The organism is Acinetobacter colistiniresistens, from assembly GCF_000413935.1.
GTDB lineage: Bacteria > Pseudomonadota > Gammaproteobacteria > Pseudomonadales > Moraxellaceae > Acinetobacter > Acinetobacter colistiniresistens.
On sequence record NZ_KE340380.1, the window covers coordinates 816,404 to 834,846 of the forward strand.

An 18,443-nucleotide genomic window follows, 5' to 3' on the forward strand; every position below is an offset into this window, starting at 1 on the left:
TGTTTGCATAATTTCCTGCACCTGATTGCGCTTTTTTGATACCATTCCCGTTTTAGATTTCACCTGTAGTTTTCTTTTTTATGACCGTATCTTACCCCCAGCAACTTCAAGAGAAAGTTGAACGCATTACCGCACAATTTGCCCCGTTCAATCCGCCTGCTTTAGAAGTGTTTCAATCACCTGAACAACATTTCCGTATGCGTGCAGAATTCCGTATCTGGCATACCGAAGATGATCTGTTCTACGCCATGTTTGAACGTGCTGAAGATGGGAAACAAAAAGAAGTTATTCGTGTGGATACATTTCCCATCGCGGATCAAAGCATTAATGATTTAATGCCACGCCTATTAGAAGAATTAAAAGCAGTCCCGATTCTATCGCAACGTGTTTTTGAAGCCGACTTTCTTTCGACTTTAAGTGGAGAGATGCTGGTCACGCTGATTTATCATCGTAAATTAGATACCGAATGGGAAACAGCGGCCAAAACGCTTGCTGAAAAACTGAATATTAAAATTATGGGCCGTAGTCGTGGCCAAAAAGTCATCATTGGGGATGACTACGTGGTTGAACAACTCAATGTTCACGGTCGCACGTTTAAATACAAACAAATTGAAAGCAGCTTCACTCAACCAAATGCTAAAGTGTGTCAGCATATGCTGGAATGGGCTTGCGATGCCGCACAAGAATCCCAAAAAGACTTGTTAGAATTGTATTGTGGTAATGGTAACTTCACTCTGCCACTGTCGTTGAAATTTAAGCGTGTACTCGCAACTGAACTTGCTAAATCTTCAGTGTATGCTGCGCAATGGAACATTGAGCAAAACCAGATCGAAAATATACAGGTAGCTCGCTTATCTGCGGAAGAATTCACTCAAGCCTATCAAGGCGAACGTGAGTTTAGACGCTTGCAAGAAGCTGAAATCGACATTCAGAGCTATGACTTTGACACGGTATTTGTTGACCCACCACGTGCGGGGATTGATGATGAAACCTTGAAGTTACTACAAGGCTTTGAGCGTATTCTCTATATCTCATGTAACCCAGATACCTTACATGACAACTTAAAAACCTTAGCTCAGACACATCGAATTGTGAAGTTTGCGATGTTCGATCAGTTCCCTTTTACCCATCATGTTGAATCTGGCGTCTTACTCGAAAAGATTTAAACAAATTATTTCAACGTAACGACAAATAATAAAGGGTTCGAGTAACCCTTTATTTTTATTCAAAGAATAATTATAAAAAAGTTATATTTTTCAAAGGTCAAGTCATCATACCGTCATAATTTCGTTAGACATTCAAACAATTATCGAAAAAATTGAAGTTCAACTGTTGCTTTTATCACTTAAGCTGACTTGTATTTTATTTTAAAGTGGTTATATTTCGAGCTATGTTAGGTTGTATATGAAGGCTCTATGAGTTTTTGGCAAAAAATGTTCAATGCAGATGAACAATATAACGAACACAAGAACCAAACTTCTTGCGTTGAAAATGATTGTTCTTGCAAAACCAATGAACAACTACTGGATGCTTTAGTTAAAGCGACAGACGAAGATGTGATTAAAGGCATCAAGAAAGTACTGATTTCTCGTGGTTATAGCCGTAAAGAATTACTGGCGATGATCAAACCACCGATTCAATAAAAATAAGCCCCCTCATCTCCTTAAAACAAGGAGATGAGGGTGTCATCAAGATTTACATTTCCCTCGATTCACTTCAGCCACAATTGGTCCCAAATTAAATCGCTTATCATGGCGTTTGCTGTGTATTGAATACAAACTTGAAATCGAACCATCCAAGTACAAGGCATTGTCTATTTTCAATTGCTGCTTAAAGAATTGTGCGAATTGATAAAAGCTCACCCGTTGTTGTGAAATCACAAAGTACAGCTGATTGTCCTTTACCCCAACGCCGTTTCGAATTTTGAATGAGTTAGAGTCCACGAGAAACTGAGTGTTGATTTTCCCCTTATTGATCAGCATGGGTCCTGACTGGGTTGCAAATTGGGCTTTAAAGCCATCTTTCTTATAATCAGCCGTACTCTTGATCACCGCATATCGATCATTCCATGCCACCACACCATTCGGTTGCATAAAGAAATTACCAAAACCTGTCGCTTCGTTTAATGGAGCAAGTTGTTTACCATGTTCAACATATAAACCAACAGGCTGCAAATCGGCATGATACATCCCTGCATTCATTGCAAAATTGAGTTGTGCACAAGCCGGTAATTCTTTTTGTAATACTGCAAACTTTTGGTAATAACGATTGGTTTCAGGGCTTTTTAAAAATAATTTTAATTGATCCAGATCTTCGACCTTTATGACATCATATGCTTGCTGATCGTACTGTAAGGTTTGATGCTGCATCGCGTGTACCATCGGAGCAGCCAGAAATGCAACAGAGAAGAATAGCCAATTTTTCATTCTGAATAATATTTAAGATTAATCGCATTTTATTTTCCCATAGTGATGACTAACACTAAATAGTAGATACAAACTCAACACATAATCATTCAATTAATCGCTTAAACAGGCTCGATTGATTCACATTTTTTCACTAAAATAATAGTGTAAATACAATACCTTTGTATCCACATGCAGCAAAAACATCCACGCTTCCCTATTGGCGCACATCTAATCGTAAAACACTTTGGTTATAGTCATCACGGCATTTATGCAGGTCGTGGGCGAGTCATTCACTATTCTGGTTTTGCCCATATTTTTAAAAAGCATCCCATCGAAATGACGACTATCCAACGCTTTGCACGTGATAAGCCAATTTACATGAGAAATTATCCATCCCCACGCTATAAAGCCAAAACAGTGGTACGGCGTATGCGCTCACGCATGCATGAAAATCATTATCACCTGATCATTAACAACTGTGAACATTTATGCACCTGGGCAATCACAGGCGTTGAGTCCAGCACGCAAGTTGAACGCATGCAACGTCGTCTTGCCACCATTGGTTATGTCAGCTCAGTCATGAGTTATATGAACGGTTTAATGCTCACTGTAGCGACAGCCTGCTTTGCGATCGTGCTATACATCAAGATGATGCTACGTCGGCAAGCCAAAAAATCAGTACCCGCCTACTTACAACTTAAAGAAAAGCATTCAAAAAAATAAGATCGATGTGATCTTCGAAAACGTTTTCAGCAATTGATTGATTTTTTATTCGGCTTGCATTAGTATTTTCTTCGATACATTTCGTATCCCATCCATACCGAGGGTTTTATGTTGGAGATAGCAGTAATCTGTTAACTATATTTCAATAACACATTGAAATTGGTTATCTGCGCGATTTTTTGGGCTTTAAGCCTAACTTTGCCTCTGATTATTTCTATCTGGATAACAACATGAACTTATCTAAGTCCGAACAACGGACACTACACGTCTTAGCTAAAGGCGGAAAAATCGTAAAACTTCGTGATGACGCAGGTCAAACCATCGCTGTAGAGTGCTATAGCCGAGAAGGTTTCTTGCTATCCGATTGTGACCTTGCCGTTTTCAACAAGCTAAGAAAGAAAAAACTGATTAAATCCATCAATGGACAGCCCTATCAAATTAATTTACATGGGCTTAGATCAGTACGCCCACAGTTAGACAATCGTTAATACACAATCATAGGTTTGAATAAACCCGTGATGATGTTTAGATGTTGTCTATCAATCTAAAATTGGACTGGGTTTATCCAAATTACATATGGTTTATTTTGAGAAAGAAAATGGAACTAGATGTCATTCAAAACCGCTTAGCTTTTTTACGTGAAGCAGAAAAACTAAAAAACGTATTGAGATTTTCACATACATCCAATGGTCGTCAAGAAAGCACCGCTGAACACAGTTGGCGTTTATGCTTAATGGCAATGATCTTTACCGATCAATTTGAACATCTTGATCATGCCAAGATACTCAAAATGTGTCTGGTTCATGACTTAGGCGAGGCTATTCATGGGGATATTCCTGCCATCATGAAAAATCAATTTCCAGACAAGAGCCAACAGGAGAAACTGGATCTTTATCAATTGACGGAATCTCTGGATGAGCCCCCTCAAGCCTTGATTCGAGCACTTTGGCAAGAATACGAAAATGCCGAAACAGCAGAAGCAAAATTAGTGCAAGCACTGGATAAATTAGAGACTATTCTGCAACATAATCAGGGGATTAATCCTGCTAATTTCGATTATGCCTTTAATCTCAGCTATGGGGGAAAATACACTCAAGCTATTCCAGTACTGCAACAAATCCGAACAATTTTGGATCAGCAAACCCAAGAGAAAATGAAGATGAATATCCATATTCGTGATGAGCGAGCAACAGACATTCAACATATTTTTGAGTTAACCCAAGCTGCTTTCGAGACTGCAGAACATTCCAGTCATACTGAACAGTTTATTGTGAATGCTTTACGCAACTCAGGTCAATTGAGTTTATCTCTGGTTGCGATCAGCAATAATAAACTGATAGGACATATTGCATTTTCACCTGTACGCCTCTCAGATGGAACTAAAGACTGGTATGGCTTAGGGCCAATTTCAGTTTTACCCGACTATCAAGGTCAAGGTGTGGGTGCAAAACTGATGCATGCCGGCCTTGAAGCACTCAAAGATTTAGATGCAGTGGGTTGTGTGCTACTGGGTGATCCAGCTTATTACAGTAAATTTGGCTTTAAAGCAGATGCACGACTTGTATTACAAGGCGTACCTGCTGAGTATTTCCAAATCTTGCCTTTTACTGAACATGTCCCTACTGGTGAAGTGCTTTATGCAGATGCATTTAATGCGACTGTCTAAGCTGACTGATTGAACAACACGACAGAGGTTCATACCGCATCGATATGAACTTCTGCGCGTTAATCAGACACAGCCATTGTTTCGGAAACTTGCAGTGCTTGCTCAAAGATTTCTGCATAACCTGCGACCAGCTCGGCTTTATCTACCCCATTAATGATTCGTCGTGCATTGATATAGTCTTTTTTATCTTGATTGATGTAATTCTCGAGCTTTTTACCAGTGAACATCCCTTTTTTCATACCAACAATCATGACACGTGCTGCAATATCAGCTTGCAAAGCCAGTTTCGGATTTTTCACTAAATCAATTTTTAAGTAATCCCCCATTCTTTTATAGTTTGCCAACCAAGTCAATTGCACATAGCCATAACCGATATAGGGATAATATTGCTTAGATTTTAAATATTTTTCAGAACCATACTCGATCACAGGTTGCATGGTTTTGGCTGTTTCATGCCACGCGGTTGCCAAGATATAAGCAGCCTGAGTAGATGTTATTGTTTGATCTTCAGCCAGTACTGAGATGAGAAAGTTGATACCATCGACTTGAGATTGACTCAACTTGCCAAAATTTTTGCGTAAAAGGTCGAAACCATCTTGTATTATTGTCATGTCATTTTCCTCTTTATAATAAAAAACCGCCCGAAGGCGGCATTGGATTGAATTTATTATTTAAAATTTGTCTTTAAAGTCTTTTACCTCTTTGGCTACATCTAAAATGGTGGAGTTTTCTCTGGCATTAATATAGTTAAAGGTCCAGCGAATAATCGCCCAAACAGGTAATCCACATAGAAAATACAAACCACCTAATGCAAATGCGCCATAAGCATTTTCACTCCAAGCTTGCAAACCAAAATGCTGAATTACAAAAGCACCTCCAGCAATACTGCCAACCGCGGTTGAAATAAGTGAAACCACCCATTCACGTCTGGTTTTGGGTAGTCGGGTCATAATCACGACCATCCAAGCCAAAAACATAAAGCTCAGCGCCATAACGACAATAAAAAATACGCCATAAGATTTAATCACGGCCGCAATCCCTGCACCCGCTGAAGCAACCTCTGTCATTTTGTCCTCCATAAATAAAAAAGGCCTCAACTTGTTTAAAGTTAAGACCTAGCTTGAGTAGATTCGTTTTTCATTTTCCCACCATAATCACTCCCTTGGTTCTGGAAAAAATTTAATTTATACGGATTGGGGATAATGCAGCATCCAGCTTTGCTGATCATGGAACTGTACAAAGTCCCCGACCTTGACTTCTGAACCCAAAATTTCACCATGACTGGTTAAGTGATAATAGACCCCATCTTCAAGTTCAGCGGGCATTTTATAGTTCAAGCTGACATAGGCTTCTCGTAAATCAAAGTCAAGTTGGGTTAGATCTTCTTGCGCAACGATTTGATAATACTTTGGCAATTTCAATGCATTATTCGAATGCCATGCCCCGACAAACGCATAATCAATATAAATATTCATCGATTGAGCACTGGTAATTTCAAATGTCACAATTGGATTCTGAGATGGGTTTTCCTGGATATAGGTGGCATTATTTAAGCTATTAAAATCCCCCAACACCACCACAAATTTACCAGCATCAAAATGACTATAAATGACAAAACCCTGCTCAATATTGTTCACTGTTACTTTATTTTTAGGCTCATGATCCACACCCAAAATCACAATTGATTGGTTAATCGTGCTTGCATGAGTAAATGAAAATCGGCCTTTTTGTGCTTGGAAATAGGCAGAAATAGCGAAAAGTCCATCGACCACTGCTCTTATTTTTATAGAGCCGAGTTGATTATTTCCCTCTATATAAGCCATACCTGATAAGTCTGCTGTGGTTCGCATAACCGCAGGTACAATATCTGCATAAGAAAGAATGTCTAAGTGTTTAATTGAAACAGAACCTAATATCATATTATTTACGCAATTCATCTTAATCACCTTGAGTTATTGAGCAGCTTTTAAAGCATCCACTTATAAAATTAATAAAATGGACGATTGCTTATCTTCTGATATAAAAAAACTCGGCTCCTGACGGATACCGAGTTTTTAGGCAATAAAAAAGCCCACTAGATGTGAGCTTTTTAATTTGGTCGAAGTCAAATGTAATACGACCAGTATATAAAAACTATAGCCTAATTCCCGAAATAATGGAATCCCTAAGCGCGCATATTTTTGTAAGTATTTTTCCGGTATTGTTCAATCGTAGTTTCAGCCTCAAGAATCGCTCTTTCAATCATCTGAGTCATTAAGCTTTCATACCCTTTCCAAGTCTTTCTATAGCTCTCCACATTCATCTGATGGCGATTAATACCCGCATAAGCAAGACGCCCTTTTGCTGTATAGTTTTCCTCTAGCTCAGGATCTAGCACAAAATCCAATACCATACGCGATAGCAACCAAGCCAAGTGATAGATGGCAATACGTTCTGGCTCGCGTTTTTTATCTCGCACGGCTTGCTCTATAAAAAGGTCTGCCAAATACTGGCGAACATAGTCATAATCGCTTTTGGCTTTATGCTCGAATACAATGAGCGCAGTCACTGACTTTGCCAATTGAGTATTCATTGATGCGATTGCACCTAAACGATCTTCATAATTTAAGGGACGATCACCTGTCCCACGAATAAAAGGCTCTAAGCCCGCTGAGCGTAGTGTTAAGCCCTGCGTCAACCATTCAAATTTTTCAAACTTTGCAATACTTGCATTCATATCGTCACCTAAACCAATGTTATTTCATTTTGGGCTTGGTCCTTATTTTCTAAAATCCAAACTTTAACAAACCAAGCCTTACGTTATTTCTCAGCATTCATCGAACCCTTGTTTTGAGTTCAAGTTTGCTGCTCACCTCCAACATCAAGCACTGCTTTGATCAGCTTCAAGTGCCTGTTTGATGTGCTTAGTGATACTTTTCCCTGACTTCTACAAGCTTCATTGCCTGATAAATTTCTTCAAATCGTGCTTTTGTACAAGGTCTGGTTGCACTTTTAATTTGAGAAATATAGCTATGTGCACAACCCAGAACTTCCACCAAAGCTTTAGCTCGCCCCTTTTGTACATCCAACCAAGCACTGAGCATTTGGATTTGATCTTCTGTAGCTTGATTTGCAATTCTTTCGAGTCGCTTTAATTCTTTCTTCGTTTTTTCTTGGGATATAAACGTTACAACATGACTTGGTCTTGCTTTCAATCTTTGTTCATACGTATTTTGAATTGTTGTGATTGCATTACCTTGAGCCAGCCATGCTTCAATTTCTGCATTTAAATTCTGCTTAATATGCATGTTTGGGTTGATTGATTTGTTCATACCGCACCTCCAGCATTTAACCTAATGGATAGATCAATTATATTAGTAAACTAATATTATTTCAATAAGAATACTAATTTGACTTCACATTAGCTTGCTAATATTCTTAATTTATTGATTTAAGGTGTATTAAAATGCTTAAAGACCGACTCAAAGAAGCAAGAAAAAAAGCCAAGAAGTCTCAAAAAGATGTGGTTGCTGCTGTAGGCATTACCCAATCAGCCCTCAGCCAGCTTGAGACTGGACTGGTCAGTTCCTCATCTCACTTACCCTCTATTGCTAATTTTCTGGGTGTAGATGCCTATTGGCTGCAAACAGGCCTTGGCAGTGCTACGCCGAAAGAGTTAGGTCATGATGATATTTCTAATATCACCCCAGTAAAGGCCAACATGGCTCCCGTGCTGTCTTGGGTGCAGGCAGGTGTGTTTACCAATGTTGAATCGGTTGATATCACACAGATTGAAGAATGGCTGCCTCTGCCGGATGATTGTGATGACTGCTTTTATTTAAAAGTACAAGGTCTGAGTAATTACCCCGTTTTTCATGAGGGCGATTACATTTTGGTTGACCCAACAGTCCAATATAGCGATATGCAATCGGGTGACATGATTGTGGTAAGAAAACATGAAGATGCGACATTCAAACGCCTCGTCATCGAAACCGATAATTCACGATACTTGCAAGCACTGAATCCAGAATTCAAACCCAATATCATTCCACTCGATGAAGAATGTATTTTTGTTGGTGAAGTGGTCGATTCCATTCGCTATATCTACCAATCCAAACGTAGATCCAAAATAAAACATAGCTAATTTTCAAGGCTTAATTATTAGAATTCTTATTTTTAACTCAATATTAGTATTTTAATAATTTGTACGATCAAAATCATATACAACAAAAAAAGCCTAGATCATGGTCTAGGCTTTTTTATTCAATAATATATTACTTCGCAGCAGTTGCTTCGGTTGTAATATTGACAGTGATCTTGTCACCAACATTCGGAACATAGTTGCCGATACCAAATGCAGAACGGTTAAAGCTCGTTGTAGCATTGAAACCAATTGCAGGGACTTTCGCCATTGGATGCTCGCCTTGTTTATTCAGCACTGCATCTAATACCACAGGTTTAGTTACACCTTTAACAGTTAAATCACCTGTAATTTTGAAGTGTTTCTTGTCTTTAGTTTCTACTTTGGTACTTTTAAAGGTGATGTTTGGATATTTTGCAGCATTAAACCAAGCTTCTTCTTGGAATTCTTTATCCAACGCAGCAACATTGGTATTCACACTACTTAAAGGAATCGTCACTTCTACAGATGAATTCGCAGGTTTTGCATTATCAACTTTAATCGTTCCTTGAATATCAGTGAAATTTGCACTTGGTGTAGAGAAACCAAAGTGATTCCAGCTGAATACTGTCGCCGTATGCGTTGGATCAATTTTATAGTCAACTGGCGCAGCCAATGTAACCGAACTTGCTAAAGTAATTGCTAACCCGAGACTTAATGTTTTAAATTGCATTTTTCGTATCCTTGTTTGATATAGTGATTAGTGTATAGATCAAGTATTTTTATTCACTAGTCTTTATAAAACGATATGTTTCACCAGTGCAACAATAAAAGCGTTACAGCGCTTATCAAAAATCAATATCATAGACCATTCGATACTGGACAATTGATCGGCTAGCTCACATGATCAATGGGTATGATTTAGATACTTCACGATAAACAACAAGGTAAAACATGACACATACAGCACAAGCACTTAGTACATCAACACCTTATCGCGTTACCTTGACAGACCCTGCTGGCCATACCTGGTATGCAGATGAACCTGCAGATAAAGGTGGTCAAGATACTGCACCGAATCCTGTTCAGCTTTTACTTTCGGCTTTAGGCGCCTGTACCACCATTACTTTGGAAATGTACGCCAATCACAAAGGGATTAAGATTGATCATGTTCAGGTCGATTTAGCCTTAAATCCAAATGGTGAGCCAGAATCAGGTCAAAATAATATTGAACGTAAAATTATCTTAAAAGGTGAATTTACCGAAGATCAGCATAAACGTTTGTTAAAAGTCGCAGAAAGCTGCCCGATTCATAAGTTATTAACATCAAATATTTCGATTCAGAGTGAGTTAAGTATTGGATGAGTGATCTATTACACTAGATTTCAATCACATCCGTATACCATTCCAATGAGCCACTCATCGAGATATCTATTGCTAAGTCGACAATATTTGTGAGCTCATTTGGAATAAATGAATATAAATTTTTTCCATCGAAATGAATCCAAAATTCAGGTGGCGGAGTGTCACAACCATCTATAAAGCCACCTGTTTCTTTTTCACCCAAACAGTCAAACATTGATGAGTGCACATCAAATACTAATATTTTTCCCTGTAACTTTGTCCAACTTGGCATGTGATGATATTTAACCCGAGCTTGGATAGCCTCTTCAAAATAGGCCTGCATAAGATAAGCATAATCACCACCAAATGCTGGATTACCATTTTTGTTTTTGAAACTTTCTTGTAATGCACGATATAAAAAATTATATTCTGCACACTGCATAAATATTTCTTTTTTACTTGGATTTTCCAAATACCAATATTTAATATTTCATCAAAAGTATGAAGTTCGAATTCCTTTCTCATCACAACACCTCACTCTTTTAAGTTTCAATAAAGTACCAGTAATCGGCTATATAATTATCTGTTTCATTTTTTAGATCAATATAATGAATACGTATTCCTCGTTCATATTTATATTCCATTTAATCATCATAAAAAAAAGCGCTCTAATCAGAGCGCTTTTTTATACCACTTAATTCAATTAAGCAGTCAATTCTTTAACCGCAGCAACAACCGCTTCAGTGGTGATACCGAAGAATTGGAACAAGTCTTTTGCTGGTGCAGATTCGCCGTAAGTGGTCATACCGATCACTTTGCCGTCTAAACCAACAAACTTCCACCAGTAATCCACATGAGCCGCTTCTACCGCTACACGCGCACGGATATGCGCTGGTAATACCGCTTCACGATATGCAGCATCTTGCTTCATAAACTCTTCAGCACATGGCATAGACACAACACGCACACCTTCAAGCTGTGCATATGCTTCCATCGCCAATGAAACTTCTGAACCTGTTGCGATGATGATTGCTTTTAACTCGCCTTTTTCTTCAGCAAGTACATAACCACCTTTTGCAACGTTTTGAATTTGAGCTTCATTACGCACTTGGAATGGCAAGTTTTGACGAGAGAAAATTAACGCTGATGGGCCATCTTTACGTTGAAGTGCAGATTTCCAAGAAACAGCTGCTTCCACTGTGTCACATGGGCGCCATGTATTTAAGTTTGGCGTACCGCGTAACGATGCAATTTGTTCGATTGGTTGATGTGTAGGACCATCCTCACCTAAACCGATCGAGTCATGTGTATAAACATGAATCACACGTTGCTTCATCAATGCAGACATACGCACTGCATTACGTGCATATTCCATAAACATGAGGAATGTTGCAACGTAAGGAACAAAACCGCCGTGTAAAGCCACACCATTCGCGATTGCAGTCATACCGAATTCGCGAACGCCGTAATACACGTAGTTACCCGCTGGATTTTCTTGTACGCCTTGGCAACCTTTCCAAAGTGTTAAGTTAGAACCCGCCAAGTCAGCCGAACCGCCTAATAATTCAGGAAGTAATGGACCGAATGCTTGTAAGGTATTTTGGCTTGCTTTACGTGTTGCGATGGTTTCTGCTTTTGCGTTTGTTTCAGCAATAAATGCGTCGGCTTGCGCAGCAAATTCAGCTGGTAAATCGCCATTGATACGACGTAATAATTCAGCTGCTTCCGTTGGATATTTTGCTTGATATTGAGCAAATAATTCATTCCAAGCTGCTTCAGAGGTTTGACCTTTCGCGTTTGCATCCCAAGCTGCATATACATCTTCAGGGATAACAAATGAATCTTCTTTCCAGCCTAATGCTTCACGAGTTAAAACGATTTCGTCTTTACCCAGTGGCGCACCGTGGCAATCTTCTTTACCTTGTTTATTTGGTGAACCTAGACCAATAATCGTTTTACAGATAATGATCGTTGGTTTATTGGTTTCAGCTTTCGCTTCTACTGTCGCTTGGCGGATTGCAGCGGCATCATGACCGTCTACACGAAGAACTTGCCAACCATACGCTTTGAAACGCTGTTCAGTATCATCGCTGAACCAACCTTCAACTTCACCATCAATCGAAATACCATTGTCGTCATAGTAAGCAACAAGTTTACCAAGACCCAAAGTACCTGCAAGTGAACATACTTCGTGAGAAATACCTTCCATCAAGCAGCCATCACCTAAGAAACAGTAAGTGAAGTGATCAACAACATTTAAGCCGTCTTTGTTGAACTGAGCTGCTAAAGTTTTTTCAGCTAAAGCGAAACCAACCGCATTGGCAATACCCTGACCCAATGGACCTGTTGTAGTTTCGATACCAGGCGCATAACCATATTCAGGGTGACCTGGTGTTTTAGAGTGTAATTGACGGAATTGTTTTAAATCTTCAATAGATAAATCATAACCAGTCAAATGCAATAATGCATATTGCAACATTGAACCATGACCATTCGACAATACGAAACGGTCGCGGTTCGCCCATTGCGGGTTGCTTGGGTTATGATTTAAAAATTCACGCCAAACAACATCAGCGATATCTGCCATCCCCATTGGTGCACCTGGATGCCCTGAGTTTGCCTGTTGCACAGCATCCATTGCCAAGACACGAATTGCGTTTGCAATACGACGTTCATTTAAAGGGGTTGTCATAAGTCAGAATCCGATTAAATCAATAAGATGAGAGAAGATGAGAAATCATCATTCAAAAACTGAGACTATTGTCTTAAAAAAACGCCAGTGGGTAAAGTGCAATACACGATATTTCTTATTTTTCCCGCATTCATTTGGCATTCTGAGAGCAAATGTTCATGTGATAAACAGCTCACACAATATTGGCACCTGAATTTTAGGTCTGAATTACAGATTTATTCATATAGAAATCACCAAATATCACTTTTGCTGATACTCATATCAATAAAAACATCATGAAAATGAAATAAATTCATGCTTTTTAGTCAGCTTGTGCTAGTCCTATGCGCCAAGTCGATGTAACATACTCTGTCTTTTTGAAAATACCAATGATAGGACGTTCATGCGCGAGTATGCTGTTTTTACTTCAGAATCTGTAAGCGAAGGTCATCCAGACAAAATGGCTGACCAAATTAGCGATGCAATTTTAGATGCAATCCTAAAAGAAGACCCGTATGCGCGTGTCGCTTGTGAAACATTAGTAAAAACAGGTGCGGTTGTTCTTGCTGGTGAAATCACAACAACAGCAAATGTGGACTTTGAAGCGATTGTACGTCAAACCGTAAACGGAATTGGCTACCACCATTCTGACCTCGGTTTTGATGGTTCAACTTGTGCCGTGATTAACATGATCGGTAAACAGTCTCCTGAGATTGCTCAAGGTGTTGACCGCCAGAAACCGGAAGATCAAGGTGCTGGTGACCAAGGTCTTATGTTTGGTTATGCAAGCCGTGAGACGGACGTGCTCATGCCTGCTCCAATCTCTTATGCGCACCGTTTAATGGAGCGTCAAGCAGAATTACGCCGTTCAAGTGCTTTGCCTTGGTTACGCCCAGATGCGAAAAGCCAAGTCACTTTTGCTTATGAAAATGGCAAACCAGTCCGTTTAGATGCTGTTGTGCTATCTACTCAACACGATCCTGAAATCTCTCAAATCCAGCTTAAAGAAGCGATTATTGAAGAGATTGTTAAACCGATCATCCCTGCTGAAATGTTCCATGCTGGCACTAAATTCCATATCAACCCAACAGGTATGTTTGTGATTGGCGGCCCTGTAGGTGACTGTGGTTTAACAGGCCGTAAAATTATTGTTGATACTTATGGCGGTATGGCCCGTCATGGTGGTGGTGCTTTCTCTGGTAAAGATCCATCAAAAGTTGACCGCTCTGCTGCTTATGCTGGCCGTTATGTGGCAAAAAATATTGTTGCTGCTGGTTTAGCAGACAAATGTGAAATCCAGGTGAGTTATGCAATTGGTGTTGCAGAACCAACCTCAATTTCTATCAATACCTTCAATACAGGTAAAGTATCAGACGAACTGATTATTCAATTAGTACGTGAACACTTCGACCTACGTCCATACGGTATCACGCGTATGTTGAACCTGATTCAACCAATGTATAAGCAAACTGCAGCTTATGGCCACTTCGGTCGCGAAGGTTCTGATTCTGCATTTACGTGGGAAAAAACCGACAAAGTTGAAATTCTTAAAGATGCTGCTGGATTATAATCCACACAGCTCTTTCATAAAAAAGCTCGCATTAGCGAGCTTTTTTATTCCCCCTAACATCATTTATTTATTCGAATTGGTATTATCTTGTTTAAACATTTCAAATAGTGAATTGCTTTGAACTGGCTGATCTTCTTGATGATGTTGAGTATATAAATGTGCAAGCTTAATCACCACAACAACAGCTAAACAAGCTGCAACGCAAAACATCCATAAGCCATACGGACTACGAATATGATGAGAGCCACAATATGGACACTCTTTATCTGTTGATGCGACAACCTTGTCACAACATGCACAATGATATTGATATAACATCATTTATTCCTCCTACCGCTTATTTTTTATTTTCTTTTTACAACAATTTCAAATGTCGCACTTTTATCCTAAGAGAAAAAATACGAGAATTCAATCTTGTTTTCTGACCTACCCATTCAAATTAACAAATTTTTATGACAATTTGGTTAGATTCCTATTTTCAATGAAATCTTTAAGTTGTTAATATTATTTTGATCTTTCACGGAATTTGCTAAAATAGGCTATTTACACATTGTGGAATAGGCATGACCCAATTAATCAACAAAGGTGGATTTCGGGAACGAGCCAATCGCAGTCGAAAATACAAACAGTCTGAAAATGAAATCACCACACTACCGCCCAGCCATTACCAGCCACCAACCAAAGAAATAGACCAACCTGTTGGTTCAACTCAAACATCAAACCCGCAAGATAAAAAAGATGAGACATAAAAAAAGCACACTTTAGAGAGTGTGCTTTTTTTGATTTAGAACCTATTAAAAAATCAGTTCACATCTTTAAATTCAATTTTCTTTTGATCAGGCTTCACTTCACGTGCTTCACCATCAATAATGCTTGAGTCACGGTATTGACCACCACCCTGCTGATTTTGCATATCCTGCATTTGACGCATAAGATCAGCAAATGGATTTTGGCCTGCAGCACCACCTCCCATTCCACCCATCATCTTTTCCATCATGGCTTGTTGACGTTTCGCCATGGTTTTCATTAAAGCATTACGGAAAGCTGTCTGGACAGATGGAATCAACACCAATACCGCCAACACATCAGAAATTAGACCTGGAATCATTAACAGAAAACCAGACATTGCAATTGCAAGCTTCTTGGTGACTGCAGGATCACCCCCCATTTGACCGCCCATCTGCATTTGCTGTAATTGCGGCATAATGCTTGATGTACTTGAACGAACCATATTCAAGCCAATGAAGAATGCGATAATAAACCAGAAAAACACATACCACATACTTCCAACGAGGTCACCCACGCCAATCCAGACCAAAACTTCAGCAATTGTGCCAAATACCACGATAAGAAGTAGATTCATGTCAAATCTCGAAAATTAAAACCTTGTGCAATCTTGATGAATCAATCTTGGCACAACAAATAAAATAAACTCAATAAACTAATTGATGGGTACACTTCTCAATTTATCAAGTCTTCTGTGACCACTCGTATAAAAAAGCTCCCAATTAAATGTGATCTAATTGAGAGCTTCAATACTCTTTTAACAATTAGCCACAAGTCGCCTGGATAATCTTTTTAGACTTAGGATCAATCGTTACCGTTACACGATTTTCACGATAATCCATAGTGACAGGCTGATTAGGCCCAACACTGCGAACAATTTCCGACTTGGTCTTTTGTTTGATCTGCTCTTCGCTTAATCCAGACTGACCAATGAGCTTTGTCGCTTCACCAGCTAAACATTTTGGCTGGCTTGCACGGAACAATGCCCATTCCTCAACCACTTTACCGTTTGGCAGCTTACAGTATCCAACCTGACCATTAGCTTCATTACGAATTTCCAATTGGCCACCTTGCTCTACACAATATTTACTGGCAGGGTTTGCCATACCAATTTTTGGTGGCGTCATATCTTTATTTGGTGTTGCTGAACACGCTGCCAATGAGGCTACAATTGCGCCTAAAAGTAAGATCTTTTTCATGATTTGAATTCTGATAAAGTAAAAAGCAAAGATAACAAAATAAATTAGATTATTATGTCTATGATTTGAAACAAAAACATAGACAGCAAAACAAACCACCCAAAGATATGACGCTTATCATCAGCCCAAAGTTCTATCACTTTCAACTACATCAAATAAGACAAAGTTCAGCCTATTGAATAATAATAAATTCCAACCGAATTGCCTCATCAACCAAATAGTGCTCTTTAATGATATAAAAATAAGGTCGTGTATCAATCCACTCATCCATTTCCATGATGGCCTGTGTGTACCCCGTTACTGCTGAAAAATCTTTCACTTGTATAATATCCATAGACTTCATCCTTTTTTATTTAGCCTAACATATTATATTTATTCATATATAGAACAAAATAAAGCCTAATCAGTCATTCGTCATAGCCTTCTATCATGCAGCTTTTCCTTGAAAAAACAGAAAAATGCCTCTCACTTAAGAGGCATTTTCCCAAAATAAGAATACGGGTTAAAACGATACCATTTTCCCTGGATTCAACATTCCTGTAACGCCGTACCAGCCTTTAGACATAGGAATCGCAATTGGCGCCAACAAACGGCCAAATAGAATATCGCTATGCTGAATTTTAGTGAGCATTTCATAATCCGTATTCACACCAGAGAAATCATCCGCAATAGCCTTACCGATACGCACCGTTTGCGCTACACCATGCCCACTCCAGCCATGTACCGCATAAATTGGAAACTTCGTGCCAAACTTTCGATTATCTGTTGCACCATTCATCGTTAAATCACTCACCCCGCTCCAGCAGAAGTCCATCTCAACATTCTCAAGTTGAGGAAACACCTTACTAATTCGTCCGAGTAGATATTGATTCATTCGACTGGCAGTCCAGCTTGTTCCTGTACCTTGCCCACCAAACAGCAAACGGTTCTTGGATACACCACGATAATAATCGATCTGTAACTGCGTATCATAAACAGGATGATCTTGCGGCAATAATTCAGTTAATGGCCGCTCTAGCGGCGTTGTTACCGCGATATAGGTATGAAATGGAATTGCAGTTTGTTTCTTTTCCTGAAGCAATTTAAATGCATTATGATGCACAGCAATCATGACACTTTTACGTGCTTTAATTACTCCAGATGCGGTATGTACATAAATACCGTCTGCTTGCTCAGAAATGGATGATACTTCTGTTTGCTCAAAGACTTGACCACCATGTTTGGCAAAGCCATGCACCAAAGCACGGTTGAACGCCAATGGATGAATATGGCCACCTAAATTATCAATCAAGCCACCCTTATAGAGATCAGAACTGATTAATTCTTTAAGCTCATACTCTCCCACAACACTGGTATGATCTTCGCCCAAATATTTTCTCGCATCAGCACTCTGGGTTAAGCCTACTAAATGCCCTTCATGCACAGCCGCCGTAATATGTCCGTGTTTACGTGCTAAATTAACATCATATTTTTCTGCAATTTGATCAATTAAAGACATGGCTTCAGTTGAGGTAAAATGCCAAAGCTTCTTGGCATCTTCATAACTAAAACGTTTGATCATCTCCTCAGCTTCCCAACGCGCCAAACCGGGTGTAAGCTGCCCACCATTGCGCCCTGAAGCCGCGGAACCAACTCGATTCTTTTCAACTAAAATGGTATCAACACCTTGTTCAGCTAGGTGTAATGCCGTTGAAGCACCCAACAATCCACCACCAATGACCACAACATCACACGCTTGATCCGAATGTAATGCATCAAAACAATGCCAATCCTCCAAAGAACTTTCATAATAATTTGCAGGATGCTCAAATTGCCCATGTTTTGGGTTTACCCAGCTCCACTCATTCGAGCTCTTAGATGCTTTACTTTCCTTAAAAACGACATCATCTAAATGTTCTGGTTTATTTATACCGCTATACATGTAAAATTCACCTAAAATAATTGCTTACTGATTAATAGCCAAAGTTTATTGCAACA

Annotated in this window: 23 protein-coding genes; 9 read left to right on the forward strand and 14 right to left on the reverse strand. The window is 39.2% G+C overall.

The window, feature by feature from the left end:
- The first annotated feature begins 80 nt into the window (after nucleotides 1-80).
- Nucleotides 81-1,166: a tRNA (uridine(54)-C5)-methyltransferase TrmA gene (gene trmA, locus F907_RS06355; protein ID WP_016652599.1), complete on the forward strand. Its 1,086-nt coding sequence runs from the start codon at nucleotides 81-83 to the stop codon at nucleotides 1,164-1,166.
- A gap of 249 nt (nucleotides 1,167-1,415) precedes the next feature.
- The gene (locus F907_RS06350) at nucleotides 1,416-1,643 is read left to right on the forward strand and encodes a hypothetical protein (RefSeq protein WP_005271014.1); all 228 of its coding nucleotides are present in this window, start codon (nucleotides 1,416-1,418) and stop codon (nucleotides 1,641-1,643) included.
- 45 nt (nucleotides 1,644-1,688) lie between these two features.
- Here F907_RS06350 and F907_RS06345 read toward each other — a convergent pair whose 3' ends face one another.
- Nucleotides 1,689-2,426 carry a phosphodiester glycosidase family protein gene (locus F907_RS06345; protein ID WP_016652600.1) on the reverse strand — a complete coding sequence of 246 codons (738 nt, stop codon included), beginning with the start codon at nucleotides 2,424-2,426 and terminating at the stop codon, nucleotides 1,689-1,691.
- A 171-nt stretch (nucleotides 2,427-2,597) separates the two neighbouring features.
- Between F907_RS06345 and F907_RS06340 the strand changes: the two genes are divergently transcribed.
- From F907_RS06340 to F907_RS18530, 3 genes are all read left to right on the forward strand, one after another.
- Nucleotides 2,598-3,131 carry a lecithin retinol acyltransferase family protein gene (locus tag F907_RS06340; protein WP_005271019.1) on the forward strand — a complete coding sequence of 178 codons (534 nt, stop codon included), beginning with the start codon at nucleotides 2,598-2,600 and terminating at the stop codon, nucleotides 3,129-3,131.
- 230 nt (nucleotides 3,132-3,361) lie between these two features.
- Nucleotides 3,362-3,619: a YjhX family toxin gene (locus F907_RS06335; protein ID WP_016652601.1), complete on the forward strand. Its 258-nt coding sequence runs from the start codon at nucleotides 3,362-3,364 to the stop codon at nucleotides 3,617-3,619.
- Between the two features lie 110 nt (nucleotides 3,620-3,729).
- Nucleotides 3,730-4,797 (forward strand): bifunctional HD family hydrolase/N-acetyltransferase, encoded by a 1,068-nt coding sequence (locus tag F907_RS18530; RefSeq protein ID WP_016652602.1) that lies wholly within the window; start codon nucleotides 3,730-3,732, stop codon nucleotides 4,795-4,797.
- 59 nt (nucleotides 4,798-4,856) lie between these two features.
- Here F907_RS18530 and F907_RS06330 read toward each other — a convergent pair whose 3' ends face one another.
- The 5 genes from F907_RS06330 to F907_RS06310 form a co-directional block, all read right to left on the reverse strand.
- Nucleotides 4,857-5,408, reverse strand: a complete 552-nt coding sequence (locus F907_RS06330; RefSeq protein ID WP_016652603.1) for a hypothetical protein — start codon at nucleotides 5,406-5,408, stop codon at nucleotides 4,857-4,859.
- A gap of 60 nt (nucleotides 5,409-5,468) precedes the next feature.
- A complete protein-coding gene (locus F907_RS06325; RefSeq protein WP_016652604.1) occupies nucleotides 5,469-5,864 on the reverse strand; it encodes a hypothetical protein in 396 nt (131 codons plus the stop codon).
- A gap of 117 nt (nucleotides 5,865-5,981) precedes the next feature.
- A complete protein-coding gene (locus F907_RS06320; RefSeq protein ID WP_016652605.1) occupies nucleotides 5,982-6,734 on the reverse strand; it encodes a hypothetical protein in 753 nt (250 codons plus the stop codon).
- A gap of 227 nt (nucleotides 6,735-6,961) precedes the next feature.
- Nucleotides 6,962-7,513, reverse strand: a complete 552-nt coding sequence (locus F907_RS06315) for a hypothetical protein (RefSeq protein WP_016652606.1) — start codon at nucleotides 7,511-7,513, stop codon at nucleotides 6,962-6,964.
- 187 nt (nucleotides 7,514-7,700) lie between these two features.
- Nucleotides 7,701-8,108, reverse strand: coding sequence for a hypothetical protein (locus F907_RS06310; protein ID WP_016652607.1), 408 nt, complete (start codon nucleotides 8,106-8,108; stop codon nucleotides 7,701-7,703).
- Nucleotides 8,109-8,242: 134 nt separating this feature from the next.
- On the opposite strand from F907_RS06310, the gene F907_RS06305 reads away from it, so the two are divergent.
- Nucleotides 8,243-8,920 (forward strand): LexA family protein, encoded by a 678-nt coding sequence (locus tag F907_RS06305; protein WP_016652608.1) that lies wholly within the window; start codon nucleotides 8,243-8,245, stop codon nucleotides 8,918-8,920.
- Nucleotides 8,921-9,050: 130 nt separating this feature from the next.
- Here the strand turns inward: F907_RS06305 and F907_RS06300 are convergent, their stop codons facing one another.
- Nucleotides 9,051-9,629 (reverse strand): YceI family protein, encoded by a 579-nt coding sequence (locus tag F907_RS06300; RefSeq protein ID WP_005271040.1) that lies wholly within the window; start codon nucleotides 9,627-9,629, stop codon nucleotides 9,051-9,053.
- A 221-nt stretch (nucleotides 9,630-9,850) separates the two neighbouring features.
- On the opposite strand from F907_RS06300, the gene F907_RS06295 reads away from it, so the two are divergent.
- A complete protein-coding gene (locus F907_RS06295; protein WP_016652609.1) occupies nucleotides 9,851-10,261 on the forward strand; it encodes an OsmC family protein in 411 nt (136 codons plus the stop codon).
- 13 nt (nucleotides 10,262-10,274) lie between these two features.
- Here F907_RS06295 and F907_RS06290 read toward each other — a convergent pair whose 3' ends face one another.
- Nucleotides 10,275-10,712, reverse strand: a complete 438-nt coding sequence (locus F907_RS06290; RefSeq protein WP_032862127.1) for a hypothetical protein — start codon at nucleotides 10,710-10,712, stop codon at nucleotides 10,275-10,277.
- Between the two features lie 231 nt (nucleotides 10,713-10,943).
- Entirely contained in the window at nucleotides 10,944-12,932 is a 1,989-nt protein-coding gene (gene tkt, locus F907_RS06285) for a transketolase (RefSeq protein WP_016652611.1), read from the reverse strand.
- 382 nt (nucleotides 12,933-13,314) lie between these two features.
- Between tkt and metK the strand changes: the two genes are divergently transcribed.
- The gene (gene metK, locus F907_RS06280) at nucleotides 13,315-14,481 is read left to right on the forward strand and encodes a methionine adenosyltransferase (protein ID WP_016652612.1); all 1,167 of its coding nucleotides are present in this window, start codon (nucleotides 13,315-13,317) and stop codon (nucleotides 14,479-14,481) included.
- A gap of 63 nt (nucleotides 14,482-14,544) precedes the next feature.
- Here the strand turns inward: metK and F907_RS06275 are convergent, their stop codons facing one another.
- Nucleotides 14,545-14,802 (reverse strand): hypothetical protein, encoded by a 258-nt coding sequence (locus F907_RS06275; protein ID WP_005271066.1) that lies wholly within the window; start codon nucleotides 14,800-14,802, stop codon nucleotides 14,545-14,547.
- A gap of 242 nt (nucleotides 14,803-15,044) precedes the next feature.
- On the opposite strand from F907_RS06275, the gene F907_RS06270 reads away from it, so the two are divergent.
- A complete protein-coding gene (locus F907_RS06270) occupies nucleotides 15,045-15,230 on the forward strand; it encodes a hypothetical protein (protein WP_016652613.1) in 186 nt (61 codons plus the stop codon).
- Nucleotides 15,231-15,283: 53 nt separating this feature from the next.
- Here F907_RS06270 and F907_RS06265 read toward each other — a convergent pair whose 3' ends face one another.
- The 4 genes from F907_RS06265 to F907_RS06255 form a co-directional block, all read right to left on the reverse strand.
- On the reverse strand, nucleotides 15,284-15,844 hold the full coding sequence (locus F907_RS06265) for an FxsA family protein (protein ID WP_016652614.1): 561 nt from the start codon (nucleotides 15,842-15,844) through the stop codon (nucleotides 15,284-15,286).
- Nucleotides 15,845-16,031: 187 nt separating this feature from the next.
- Nucleotides 16,032-16,466: an I78 family peptidase inhibitor gene (locus F907_RS06260; RefSeq protein ID WP_016652615.1), complete on the reverse strand. Its 435-nt coding sequence runs from the start codon at nucleotides 16,464-16,466 to the stop codon at nucleotides 16,032-16,034.
- 172 nt (nucleotides 16,467-16,638) lie between these two features.
- Nucleotides 16,639-16,800, reverse strand: coding sequence for a hypothetical protein (locus F907_RS19040; protein ID WP_005241035.1), 162 nt, complete (start codon nucleotides 16,798-16,800; stop codon nucleotides 16,639-16,641).
- A 168-nt stretch (nucleotides 16,801-16,968) separates the two neighbouring features.
- The gene (locus tag F907_RS06255) at nucleotides 16,969-18,387 is read right to left on the reverse strand and encodes an NAD(P)/FAD-dependent oxidoreductase (protein WP_016652616.1); all 1,419 of its coding nucleotides are present in this window, start codon (nucleotides 18,385-18,387) and stop codon (nucleotides 16,969-16,971) included.
- Nucleotides 18,388-18,443 lie beyond the last annotated feature (56 nt).